Here is a 12,896-nt window from a genome sequence, read left to right on the forward strand (position 1 = left end):
AATGGCATTATCGAATTCCCAAAAGCAAAAAATAGAAGAACTGCTGTCTAAAAAGATCGAACATAAATTAAAGAAATATGGAAGAGAAACCACTACAATGCCATTTTTAGCGAGATTGATTCAAGACAATGAAAAAATCGCTGCTTATTCATTTATACATTCTATGGCAACGACTCTCGGCATGAGAGAATTGAATGAATAGGAGTAGCGTTAAAATTGAGATAATTCCGAACGTGATTGATTCCTCTAATACGCGCAAAAATTTAGCACTATCCGGGCTAGGATACCGACTGTATGCCTGATTCGAGGATATCCAGAGCCGTGTCCAGTTGCTGCCGGGTAATTGTCATGGGCGGACATAAGATTAGCACACAACCGCCGCCGACCTTGTAACTTAGCCCATTCGACAACGAATGGTAGAGAACAATATCAGCCTGGTCACACGCAGGTTCGCCGTGCCTGCGTAGTTCTACGCCGAAATACAACCCCAGACCCCGAATTTCATGGATTAACGGGTAGCTGTCCTGCATCGCCCTCAATCTCTGTAAAGCATACTGTCCAAGGTCGATGGATGCCTGAATTAAGTTATCTTCATAAAGACAGTCCAATGTAGCCAACGCGGCCGCACAACCCACCGAGCTTTTTTCATGGGTGTAATGGCCAAGGGCACGATCGCCAACGATATCAAGCTCGTTCCTTGCGAGTAGCGCAGCCATCGGAAAGACCCCGCCTCCCAAACCTTTTCCGATCACCAACATATCTGGCGCCACGTCAAAGTGCTCGCAAACAAACATCTTTCCGGTTCGACCCAACGCCGAAGGAATCTCATCCAAAATCAATAACGCGCCATGCCGGTCACAAATGTCTCTGACCTTGAGCCAATAGCCTTTAGGTGGAAGCTCAACCGTGGTCCAGCGTATCGGTTCGGCGATCACTGCGGCCACATCTCCCTGCATTTCGAGTATATAGTCGAGATAGTCAGTACAGCCGGTATGCGCTTCATCGGTACAATTAAAATAGCATTTGCCCTGTGTGGGTGGCGGAATATGCTCCGTACCCGGCAGTAGCGGACCGACATCCTTTCGAAACAATGCCTCGCCGCCAATGGAAATCGCATCCAGCGACGCGCCATGAAAACTATCCCACATGGAAATGGTTTTATGGCGATTGGTTGCATAGCGCGCTAATTTAAGCGCCATACCCATTGCCGCCGTCCCGCCCGGCGCGAACAATACCTTGCCCAATCCGTGCGGGGCAAGATCGACCAATCGACGCGCTAAATCGACAGCAGCCTGATTGGTATAGCGCCGCGGGCAGAATGGCAACTGCTCCAACTGCTGCTTTATCGCTTCAATAACCCGTGGATTTCCATACCCGACCTGATGGACGCTGTTGCCGTGAAAATCCATGATTTTCCGACCTTGCAGATCTTCAAGATAAATGCCCTCGCTTCCCTTGACCGCATTCAGGCAAGGCGTGGAAAGCGACTGATGAAGAAAATAACGCTGATCTTGCGCCAGCAACGTTGCGGTCTGCTTACCAATGTGCTCGGCAACCCACTGTTTGCGGCGCGGTGACAGATTAACATCGCCTTCGGCGCGATTAGGCGGTTGTTGGATGGATTCAGGCATCGACGCAGGTTAAAAATTTTAGTTGCAAAAATTTAGGCTTAGCGGCGATGTATTCCTGTGTCTATTTACAAAACTAAGTTAGTTTCCCAGATGAATCTCTCAGTAATACTCAGGTCCACTCTCTCAGACTCTTTCATGCTTGGGAGGCGGCTGGTCAAATATCATATTTTTAGCATTGAGCGCGACGAAATGGCGGCTTTTGGCACGCGCGATCAAAGTTACGCCGAGCTCCTCAGCCAGTTCAAAGCCCATGTGGGTGGTGCCATTGCGCGACACCAGCACTGGAATACCCATGAGCACGGCTTTCATGACTATCTCCGAGGTGAGACGGCCAGTTGAATAGAAAATTTTATCGTGGCCGGTCATTCCTTTTAACCACATTTCCCCGGAAATCGTATCCATCGCATTGTGCCGCCCGACATCTTCGATAAACATCAACACTTCTCCGTCCTGGCACAGTCCACAACCGTGCACGGAACCTGCTGTGCGGTAGATTTTATTGCACTGGGCAACTTGTTTAAGGGCGGTATAGATATCGGACTGCTTGATTTTGATGTTCGGCAACCGATGATCATATAATTTGTCCAGCGTGCAACTGAGAATAGTCCCCTGCCCACAACCGGTTGTGACGGTTCGACTTAATTCATCAAAGATCGGAACACCCTTGCCTGCAACAGTGGTGACTTCGACCAACTCCCTGTCCCAATCAACCATGACCGATTCGATCTCCGCTGGATTTTGAAATAAAGTCTGGTTGCGTAAGTAACCGAGCGTCAGTTTTTCCGGATGCGTTCCCAGAGTCATCAAGGTCACAAGTTCCTGACCGTCCACCTTGATGGTAAGGGGCAGTTCACCAACGATATTGATGGTCTGTTGTTCGCCAAACTGGTTATGCGACTGTACTTGGTGGATGGCTTCCAATCCCGCATCACTCATCTTCGGAAATTTTCCCAAAGTTGCCTCAGTCACTCCGGTATCGACCGATTCGGGTTCAGGTGGCCGGGTTTGAATGTCTGGTTGCATAGATAAAACGTAGCCTGCGGCGGCATTTTATACTGGATTCCCGGTAAGACTTCGGCAATGACGGATGGGGAAGCAAAGATTTCTGAGCTTATGCCGCCGGCCGATCGAAATATTCTCCGAATATTACCGATTCATCGACTTGATAAATTCTTCGTTGGTTTTCGTGGCTTTAAGCTTTTCGATTAAAAACTCCGCTGCTTGTAAATCGTCCATTGGATGAAGCAATTTTCGCAGTAGCCAGATTTTCTGCAGCTCGACAGGATCGGTGAGTAATTCTTCGCGCCGCGTGCTCGATCGATTAATAACCATCGCCGGATAGACTCGTTTCTCTGCGATGCGGCGGTCCAGATGGATTTCCAGGTTGCCGGTGCCCTTGAATTCTTCGTAGATGATGTCATCCATCTTCGATCCTGTATCAATTAACGCGGTCGCCAAAATTGTCAAACTTCCGCCTTCCTCGATATTACGCGCCGCACCGAAAAATCGCTTTGGTCGCTGTAACGCATTCGCGTCAACGCCACCAGTCAAGACCTTGCCAGAGGCCGGCGCGACGGTATTATACGCTCGGGCTAAACGGGTAATCGAATCTAACAAGATGACCACATCTTTTTTATGCTCGACTAGCCTTTTCGCTTTTTCGATAACCATTTCCGCAACTTGCACATGGCGTGTAGCGGGCTCATCAAATGTCGACGATATCACTTCTCCGCGAACGGTTCTTTGCATCTCGGTTACTTCTTCCGGCCTTTCGTCAATCAATAACACCATGACGATGGTTTCGGGGTGCAATGTGGTAATGGATTGTGCAATTTGCTGCAAAATAACCGTTTTACCGGTTTTTGGAGCAGAAACAATTAAACCTCTTTGTCCTTTGCCAATGGGCGCGATTAAATCAATGACGCGACCAGCAAGATCTTCTGCGGAGCCATTCTCCCTTTCCAAACGCATGCGTTCATCAGGATGCAACGGCGTTAAATTTTCAAACAGAATTTTTTTCCTGGCCTCTTCCGGGATTTGAAAATTTATTTCTTCGACTTTTAAAAGCGCGAAGTAACGCTCAGAGTCTTTGGGCGGGCGAATTTGACCAGAAACCGTATCGCCGGTTCTTAAACTAAATCTGCGTATTTGACTCGGTGACATATAAATATCATCAGGACCCGCCAAATAAGATGATGCGGCAGATCTGAGAAATCCAAAACCATCCTGTAGTATTTCCACAACGCCATCGCCAACAATTTTTTCTCCTTGTTTCGCCTGGGCTTTCAGGATAGAAAAAATCTGATCCTGTTTTCGCATTCGGCCGATGTTGTCGAGATTAAATGAGCGTGCCAGCTCAGCAAGTTCGGTGGGGGATGTGGATTTTAGTTCGCTAAGATTAGTTGCCATGAGGAAAGGAATAGGTTGGTAAACTACGGATTGCTTGCCCCTGCACAAGCATCATCATTGACACTGTATAAGGGAGAAACGGTTTGTGGCGTATTTTGTTGTTGGTAATGCAATCTGAACGACTGCATTTCAGGTGTTATTCAGGTATCATATAGGGCTTCAGCACAGATGTCTAGTTCGTGTTGAAGAAATTTAGTTTTTTTAGCGTATTGCAATAGTTGAAGAATCAGATCTAAACAACGGTCTGGATAGCGAAAAACAGCCTCTTGAATACTAACCTTTTAAGGTTGGCCTTTCAAGAACCGATCAATTTCAGGTCGATTTTAAGGCTAACATTAGATTCTATCGACATTGCTGTTAATAAGCATCGCTGTCAATTAAACATTGCTGTCAATAAAATCGATTAACTGGGATTTTGAAACCGCACCCACTTTGGTTGCTTCCACGTTTCCGTTTTTAAATAACATCAAGGTGGGGATGCCACGAATTCCGTATTTGGGTGGTGTTTCCGGATTATCATCAATATTGAGCTTGGCAATTTTAATTTTTTCACCGTACTCATCGGCAAGTTGTTCGAGAATCGGGGCTATCATTTTACAAGGCCCGCACCATTCGGCCCAATAATCGATTAACACTGGACCGTCAGATTTGAGCACTTCCTCTTTGAACGATTGGTCGCTCACATGCACAATATTATTTGACATAAGCAGCTTTAATTATCTTAATTTTTGAATAGGGTAAATATGCAGTCACTGCCACCAGTAATCAAGTATTTTACCAAAAATAAATAACACGCTTGGAACAATTTGTTTAATAAAAAATGACAAAAAAACATCTTACAGATCAAAAATTTACTGATTTAGATTTGATCGACGCTCTAAAACAGGGCGTCGCCGACGCTGGATTTGAGTATTGCACGCCGATTCAGGCGACTAGTTTACCCATCGCATTGACTGGAAAAGACGTTGCCGGTCAAGCACAAACCGGAACCGGAAAAACCGTCGCATTTCTGCTTGCCTGTTGTCAACAACTGGCGACCAAGCCAGCCCCGGCAGAAAGACAACCCACCAATGCACGCGCATTAATTCTGGCGCCCACCAGGGAGCTCGCTATCCAAATTTACAAAGATGCCGAAGTCCTTGCGAAACATACAGGACTTAAATTAGGCTTGGTTTATGGCGGAACTGGATATGATGATCAAAAACAAATGCTCGCCAAAGGCACAGATATTTTAATCGGAACGCCAGGACGCCTGATTGATTTTTATAAACAAAATTTGTTTGACCTGAAATTTGTCCAAGTGGTGGTCTTGGATGAGGCAGATCGAATGTTCGACCTCGGTTTCATCAAGGATATTCGGTATTTACTACGTCGAATGTCTAAGCCAGAAGAGCGTCTAAATATGTTGTTCTCCGCAACCCTGTCGTTTCGAGTAATGGAGTTAGCTTACGAACACATGAACAACCCTGAAGAAATCAAGATTAATGCTGATACTCGGATTGCCGATAAGATCGACGAATATTGTTACTATCCGGCAAACGCAGAAAAATCCACATTATTAATAAATTTGCTGCACCGTGACAATCCTGACCGGGTCCTGGTTTTCGTCAATACACGACATGCCGCAGATGAGGTATCCAGAACATTATCTGCAAATGAAGTGAGTAATGCGGCATTATCTGGAGATGTGCCGCAACGCAAGCGCGAAAGCCTTCTCGAACGATTCAAAAACGGAAAATACCAAGTATTGGTTGCAACAGATGTTGCGGCACGTGGCTTGCACATCCCGCAGGTAAGTCAAGTGTTTAATTACGATCTACCCCAGGATGCGGAGGATTATATCCACCGTATCGGCCGTACCGCCCGAGCAGGGCAAAGCGGTGAAGCAATCAGCTTTATATGCGAGAAGTACGCTTACTCAATCATGGAAATTGAATCTTTTATTGGGCACGCCATCCTGAAAAAAGAAATTGAACCGGCGTTGCTGAGACCCATAGAAAAAGCGGCTGGACAATACATAGGAAAAAACATGGGCAAAAATTTCTCAAAGGATAAATCCTCCAATAAACCCAAAGAGCGAAAAAGCGACCATGGCAATAAATCCAAATTAAATGACAATAAACGCAATGCAAGCCCCTCTAAAGATGATTCACGCAAACTTGAAGTAACGCCAAGCATCCCAGATCAATCTGAAGTGAAGGAACGTGACCCAAATCAATCCAGTGGCGTCCGGCCAAGTGGAGTCCGGCATGGTGCCTCGACCCAAGATACTCAGCCTCCAGGCAGAAAGTGGAATGCGCCACCGATGCCCGATAACAAATCAATGGCAGAGACCAAAATTCCGGAAAAAACTAATCTACAAACCGATGAAAAAACGCCGCCTGCCCCGGCATTACCGAAAAACCGATTTAGCAGACGATTTGGAGAAATCCCTCTGGTGGGCTGAATGATTTAATTCCCGATTCTGTTGGGAATCTCTTGGTCAGCCCTTGGTCGATCTGCTTCAAGCATAGCGATTTATAAACCTGGCTTCGCCTTAGTGCCTGATGATGTGTTTAGAGGGTATATTTAGAGATGCTCCCTTTGGAGGGTGTCGCAAATCCCTTCTCATCGTTGCCGCATGGTGCGGCTGATGCCGTCTGTATTTTTACTGGATTATCGGGTCAAGCCTGATAAATGATGGTGGGAGAACGGAACCGAGCAATGAGCATTTTTGTTTGTTTTTAACGTCGCCTCGCCGAACGTAGTCGTTTTACGACACCCTCTTTGGCTGGGACGATTCCAAGCGTGGGCTAGAATCTCTTTTGGGCATCGAATTTAACTTGAGCGGACTATTCAACTAACCCATTTCGACTATCTGTGTCTTGGTCAACTAGTTCAAAGCCAAATTTTGTACTCGGCCACAGGCTCCAGCTATAGCCCATGTTGATGGTATCCAGAGTATCAATTCCTGAATCATTAAACGCACCTTCTGAAGCGTAGTGCCCGAGAGAAACATGAAAATTCGAATTGTTGTTCAATCTATAGTACAAGCTCGGTTGAATACTCAGGGAATTACCCAACTCATCAAGATAATTTGGGGCTACCACAAGATCATTTCCAGACCTTTGCAGTATATAACTATCGATGCCTTTACCAAAGGTTACTGAAAGAGCGGCAAATAGATCGCCCATCTGCCATCCTCCCTCCAGGTTTAATCCCCAACCTGTGATGTCACCTCGGTCTAAATTTTGACCACTTGCCGGAGTCTCGAATTTTGTACCCATAGCGGTAACTCTGTACACACCCACCGTACCCCCCGGACCACCTTGCCAGGATAAAATCAGGTTGGGTGAAGTGTTGTTTTCAATGCTGTTTGAAAGCCCGCTGTCGGTTGAATATAACGACGTTCTTGGAGAATTCTCCAGGGATATGGAAAAACCATTTGGAGACAGCCATTTTATTTGGCTCACCACGGTACGATTTTGGGCACTGACATTCGCTGACTCAAATCCCTTATTCACACTCAAAAAATCTTGCAAACTTGTCCAGTCATTGCCCACGGTTAGCGTGCCTGCTTCGGTTTCCCATGACGCGCTTATTCTGTTCACCTTGAAACCCTGTGACTGAGAGGATGGGGTCATAAAACCAATGCTCCCTACGCTGGAATCGGTAAGGGCATGAAGTGGGGCAATATGCAGAGAATTTTCTGACCAATCACTGGATTCCGCTTCCACAGTGGTTTCCATTTGCACAGCCATTCGCACAGAATGACTATTTCTATCGGAAATATTGCCTTTTCCCTGAAATTTAAAACCAGACGAAAATAAACCATGGTCAGTAATCGCATTAAACCCCAAGCCATCTATAGCAACGGAATCCTTAGCGTCAGCAGCCGTTGGGGAGCTCATGAGCATCACCATCGCGATGCAAGCAAGGAAAACCAATGAAATCACCCCGAAATTTCCTCTGGTTTGCGATGTAGTCTCTAATTCAGATCTCATTTGGATATGCCTGATTTTGTTTAGAATAGGATGAATTTCATGTATATACCATAACCTAAAGCTACCAATGCTTCTTGCTGTGTTCAATTATATGTGTTTGATTTTGTTTTTTCCACTTAAATTAGCAGGAAATTCTGGATAAAAGTAATTACAATTCGGCGATTTCGTTGTCTGCCTGCTGCAGTTCCAGTTGTAGCACTCGGTCTGGACCCCAATGCTTCTGTGGTAACAGGGTGGATAAATTCCCCACATCAAATCAATATCCTCATCAATATCTTCATTGGGTTACTTTTGGCATTGCGGACAATAGAACGTCGACCGCTGGGAAATCATCACTCTTTTAATTGATGACATACATTGTATACAACTTTTGCCTTCCCGCCCATAAACAGCCAGTGCTTGTTCAAAATATCCTGGCATACCGTCTGCGCCGACAAAATCCTGTAGCGTTGTTCCTCCCTTTGCAATTGCCTGGTTTAGTATTTTTTGAATGGATTCCACCAGCCGGGTATAGCGCGGCAACGAAATTCTGGAGCATTTGCGGAGCGGATCAATTCCTGCATCGAACAATGCTTCGCTGGCATAAATATTGCCTATTCCTACGACGATTCTCCCATCCATTATGAATGTCTTTACAGGAATCGTCTTTTTCTTCGAAAGCGCATAAAGCCACTTGCCATTGAAATCCTGGGTCAAGGGTTCTACGCCTAGCGCCTGTAATCGTGGGTGATCGTATAAACTTGATGAACAATATAACAGGCAACCAAATTTTCGTGGGTCACGGTAGCGCACTATCTGCCCGGATTTGTTTATGAGATCAAAGTGATCGTGCTTGCCCGGCGGTTCGGGTGTGCGTAAAACTCTGATGGAACCCGACATCCCGAGATGAATTATCAACCCGCCGGTATCGAGATGAATAAGGATATATTTGCCTTTGCGCTCGATTTTTGTCACATTTTTGCCGTTGACAGATTTTTCCAAACCCGCCGGAATTGGCCATCTCAGCTGACGTTCGCGCACGATTAATTGACCTATAATCTGCCCCTCAAGATACGGACGAATCCCATTCGCGGTGGTTTCTACTTCAGGAAGTTCAGGCATTTTATTGACAAGTCGAAAGTTACTCTATAATAAGGCTACCACTTTTTGGCGCACAATCAACCAATGCCCTTTTCGGTCACCAATCAACGCAACAACACGAGTTTCTCGACTAACGAGAACGAAACCATTCTCAATGCAGCGTTGCGAGACAATCGAGTTTATCCTTACGGCTGCCGTAGCGGAGTCTGCGGCGCCTGCAAAAGCGATTTGATAAGCGGCCGGGTTGATTACGGCGAATATGAGGATTTCGCTTTAAGCGATGTAGAAAAAGCACAAGGCAAAGCATTGCTTTGTCAGGCGATTCCATTGGAAGATGTGGTCATTGATGTTCAAGAGATAATGACCGGCGCCAATATTCAAATCAAAATGCTGCCCTGCCGGGTTGGAAAAATTAAGCGATTGGCCGAAGATGTTATTCAACTGTTTTTGACCTTACCGAAAACCCAGGAATTCAGTTTCATTGCTGGCCAATACGTTGATATTATTCTAAAAGACGGTCAGAGACGAAGTTTTTCTGTGGCAAATTTACCTGAACAAGCACTGGAGCAAGGGCTGGAACTGCACATTCGTCACGTTGCCGACGGTCATTTCACGCCCAGAGTATTCGACTCGATGAAAGAACGGGATTTATTGCGATTTGAAGGACCATTCGGCACTTATTTTTTACAGTCCGAAGCAGACAAACCTATTATTATGATTGCGGGTGGCACCGGATTCTCCCCGATCAAAGGATTATTCGAGCAAGCGGCAGCACAGAACCCAAACCAGAATATTCATTTATTCTGGGGTGCGCGGGATGAACAGGATTTATACATGAATGATTTGGTTAAACAGTGGCTAGAAACATACCCTAACCTCAAATACACCCCGGTGCTGTCAGACAGCACGGCCGATGACTGGAAAGGCGACACCGGATTTGTCCACGAAATTGTTAGCAAAACCTTCGATGATTTCGGAAATTACGATGTTTATGCCAGCGGGCCACCAATAATGATTGATTCTGTTCGGGACAGTTTACTGGAAAAAGGACTGAATCAGGATCGATTTTTCTTCGATTCTTTTGAGTTCGCTAAACCCGCTTAGTTGCGCGACTCTCAACCAACGTAGCGGCGCAGACCGTCAACGCACGACCGGCATAACATCCCTGCCGCCTGCTCCACTACCATCTACGCCACTGCCGTCTTGCAAAAACACGATCTCCCCCTGATTGGCGACAGGGTGATTGTCGGAACCAGTGGCAATCGCTTCCACGCCTTTTTTAATGTAGAACAAAGCGCCATCCTTATCCCCGATCTGCTCCAGCAAAGAGCCAAGATCCATAAAAGCCTCATGGCGCCCACCTGCGGAGATGGATTGCTTAAAGTATTGTTTCGATTTCTCATATTCGTTGTTGTACCGATACAATCTCGCCAGGGTCAGCAACAAATCCGGATGACTACTGTATTGCTTTTGTTTCTTGCTAATTGATTCCACCAATTGAATTTGATATTCAAGAAATGGACTCTCTACCCTGCCGTATAGATACATCAATTCGGCATCGAATTTACGATTAAGCGCGCTGCGCAAATCTTTTTCAGCTTCCTTGAATTTGCCGGCTTTGATCAATTGATTGACATAACTGGCAATCATTTGCGGATTTTTTCTTTTTGCAGAGGGCAGGGATTTCCAGATTGTTGCCGGTCGGTCGGGTTCGCCATGGAACTCGTCGTGAAGCAGCGCGGGAGAAGAAATCAAATTATCGTAGGCAAGCCGCTCTTTGTGACTTATCTCCTCCTCTGGAAAAGCGTTCAGTTTTTTCAACGCAGGCACTAAATCAACCAGCGAAGACCAGTCGCCCAATGCCTGATAGGCATCTGCCAGCAGTCTGGCTGCGGGAACATTTCTCGGCACACTTTTTCGCAGGTTTTCAAGATAATTTCTTGACTCTGCGATTTCCCCCGCTTTATACAGTAATCGTGCGCGGGTGAGATTAATTGCCAGTTGATGTCGCGGGTGTTTTTTCAGGGCGTCATCAAGATATTTGTTGCGTTGGGCTGTATGCCCTTGTTGCTGTGCGGCATAGGCGGCACCAAGATAGTTCATCAGCGGGGTTTTGTTATGCTCAAGTTTTTTTAACAATGCTTGTTCGGCCTTGGCCCAGTTTCCCTCAATTAGTCCGGCATAACCAGCCATCGTATGTTTATGCGCATTATTTTCATTGCTTTGATTTTGCCATTGTCGATACCGTTTTGGCGCGCGAAACAGCCCGACAATAAAGTTGAATAATAAGTACAGCAATACAAATCCGAGAGCAAGCAGCAGCACGAACAACAACAATGGCAGTCGTACAACATAAGGCTCTTTGGAAAACACCACATATCCTGGATCATCCATGGCTGCCAATGCCAGGCCAACGGCAACTGCGAGCGCGATGATAATAGTGATCACTATTTTCATAATCCCGTTTTCTCCAAATTAGTTTGCGCTTTTAATTACCTCGCGAATCGCTTTCAATGATCCAGAAATATCAGGTGTTTTTGATTGCGGCGATATCGAACCCACTTCATCAAGTTGCGCTAACCAATTAGCGGTTTGGTCCGAATTCTGATCAAAACTTTCCTCAACCCAACTTCTGGCGATTTGAATTCGATTTTGATACAGCTCAGGTTGTTGTCGAATAAATGCGATTTGCGCTGATTCCAAAATTAATTTGGTTTTCTGATAAGTCATCTGCCTGACTTCTGCAGAAATAACCGGCTTGATGGATTTCCCATTTTTCTCCACCTGAATCAGATCTCCCACGCTGGCCAGAAACCATGCGCCAGCATCAATAATGGGTTGAATATAACGATCAACAACAGAGGCTTCTGTTTCAGAATCCACGGTTTCAGATTGATCTGAACCTAACCCTGAAGTTACTTCGGCACTGGTTTTTTCTGGAATGACAATGTCACCCGCAAGCGCGAGATTTTCCACCGTGCTTGACAATGAGGACAACTTATTCAATGCCTCGGCGGTATCAACAACCTGTACATTATCCAACGCTGCTATTTCTGTCGTTAATAACCGTCGAACGCCGTTGAGCGCAGGATTGGCCAACATTTGCAATCGTTCATCTGCATATTGCAGAGCGCGTTTGGCGAGGTTGCTATCTCCGGAAAATTGCCCGGAAAATTGCAATTGTTGATTTGCTATAAAAATTAACTGTTCCGCTTCTTCAAGAGTCCAGCTATCTATACCACGGCCCAGTTCAGAGCGTAGTTTTACAATTGAATCCGACAGCGCGTTAAATTCCTGGCGAAAACTATCCGCTTGAGAATTGATAACTCGTTCAGCAGTTGAAACTTGCTCACGCACAGCGGATTCCTGTTCAGCAATTTCCCCTCGAATAGTTCTAATCTGGTCACTAAAGTTATCTTCAGCGAGTGCAATTTGGTTTTTTAATTGACCGACCTGTAAGTTGGCATCAGATTGCACCGCATCGAAACCACCTAGCCTTTGCTCAATTGCATTAAATCGATTTTCCTGTTGATCAACATCAAGCCGGAAGTCCACAGCGGTTAAATACCAGGCATATCCGCCCGCACACAGCGCTAAAACACTAAACAGTAATGCGACCCCTGAAACAACCTTGACTCCTGCTCCAATGTTATTCGCTGGATTGTCGATTGACGGTGAATTGTCTGGCTCATTGCTTAGCGGTTTTTTTGTGCCAGGCTTCTTCCTTGCTATTTTCTTTTTTGTAACGGACCGGCTTTGCTGTCCTTTTGTTGTTTTGCTTGCTGCCACCTTT

Annotated in this window: 10 protein-coding genes and 1 pseudogene; 3 read left to right on the forward strand and 8 right to left on the reverse strand. The window is 45.8% G+C overall.

What is annotated here, in order from left to right; all coding sequences use genetic code 11:
• Position 1: 1 nt before the first annotated feature.
• The gene (locus ACPXXB_RS08025) at positions 2-202 is read left to right on the forward strand and encodes a TdeIII family type II restriction endonuclease (protein ID WP_423906347.1); all 201 of its coding nucleotides are present in this window, start codon (positions 2-4) and stop codon (positions 200-202) included.
• A gap of 76 nt (positions 203-278) precedes the next feature.
• On the opposite strand, the gene pbfA is transcribed toward ACPXXB_RS08025, so the two are convergent.
• The 4 genes from pbfA to trxA form a co-directional block, all read right to left on the reverse strand.
• Positions 279-1,631, reverse strand: coding sequence for a (R)-1-hydroxy-2-aminoethylphosphonate ammonia-lyase (gene pbfA, locus ACPXXB_RS08030; protein WP_423906349.1), 1,353 nt, complete (start codon positions 1,629-1,631; stop codon positions 279-281).
• A gap of 123 nt (positions 1,632-1,754) precedes the next feature.
• Positions 1,755-2,654 carry a formate dehydrogenase accessory sulfurtransferase FdhD gene (locus ACPXXB_RS08035; protein ID WP_423906352.1) on the reverse strand — a complete coding sequence of 300 codons (900 nt, stop codon included), beginning with the start codon at positions 2,652-2,654 and terminating at the stop codon, positions 1,755-1,757.
• A 123-nt stretch (positions 2,655-2,777) separates the two neighbouring features.
• Positions 2,778-4,040 carry a transcription termination factor Rho gene (gene rho / locus ACPXXB_RS08040; protein ID WP_423906354.1) on the reverse strand — a complete coding sequence of 421 codons (1,263 nt, stop codon included), beginning with the start codon at positions 4,038-4,040 and terminating at the stop codon, positions 2,778-2,780.
• A gap of 377 nt (positions 4,041-4,417) precedes the next feature.
• Complete coding sequence (trxA, locus tag ACPXXB_RS08045; RefSeq protein WP_423906357.1) at positions 4,418-4,744, reverse strand: thioredoxin TrxA; 327 nt, start codon at positions 4,742-4,744, stop codon at positions 4,418-4,420.
• 116 nt (positions 4,745-4,860) lie between these two features.
• Between trxA and ACPXXB_RS08050 the strand changes: the two are divergent.
• Positions 4,861-6,027: pseudogene (locus ACPXXB_RS08050) on the forward strand (DEAD/DEAH box helicase); the annotation flags it as partial.
• A gap of 844 nt (positions 6,028-6,871) precedes the next feature.
• Here the strand turns inward: ACPXXB_RS08050 and ACPXXB_RS08055 are convergent.
• The gene (locus ACPXXB_RS08055; RefSeq protein WP_423906359.1) at positions 6,872-8,023 is read right to left on the reverse strand and encodes a hypothetical protein; all 1,152 of its coding nucleotides are present in this window, start codon (positions 8,021-8,023) and stop codon (positions 6,872-6,874) included.
• A 285-nt stretch (positions 8,024-8,308) separates the two neighbouring features.
• The gene (gene mutM, locus ACPXXB_RS08060) at positions 8,309-9,124 is read right to left on the reverse strand and encodes a bifunctional DNA-formamidopyrimidine glycosylase/DNA-(apurinic or apyrimidinic site) lyase (protein WP_423906362.1); all 816 of its coding nucleotides are present in this window, start codon (positions 9,122-9,124) and stop codon (positions 8,309-8,311) included.
• A 63-nt stretch (positions 9,125-9,187) separates the two neighbouring features.
• Between mutM and ACPXXB_RS08065 the strand changes: the two genes are divergently transcribed.
• The gene (locus ACPXXB_RS08065; RefSeq protein WP_423906365.1) at positions 9,188-10,207 is read left to right on the forward strand and encodes a CDP-6-deoxy-delta-3,4-glucoseen reductase; all 1,020 of its coding nucleotides are present in this window, start codon (positions 9,188-9,190) and stop codon (positions 10,205-10,207) included.
• A gap of 36 nt (positions 10,208-10,243) precedes the next feature.
• Here ACPXXB_RS08065 and ACPXXB_RS08070 read toward each other — a convergent pair whose 3' ends face one another.
• On the reverse strand, positions 10,244-11,560 hold the full coding sequence (locus ACPXXB_RS08070) for a heme biosynthesis protein HemY (protein ID WP_423906368.1): 1,317 nt from the start codon (positions 11,558-11,560) through the stop codon (positions 10,244-10,246).
• 18 nt (positions 11,561-11,578) lie between these two features.
• Positions 11,579-12,892 carry a uroporphyrinogen-III C-methyltransferase gene (locus ACPXXB_RS08075; RefSeq protein WP_423906371.1) on the reverse strand — a complete coding sequence of 438 codons (1,314 nt, stop codon included), beginning with the start codon at positions 12,890-12,892 and terminating at the stop codon, positions 11,579-11,581.
• Positions 12,893-12,896 lie beyond the last annotated feature (4 nt).

The sequence above is a fragment of the Candidatus Spongiihabitans sp. genome (assembly GCF_965237845.1).
Classification (GTDB): Bacteria; Pseudomonadota; Gammaproteobacteria; order Arenicellales; family Poriferihabitantaceae; genus Spongiihabitans.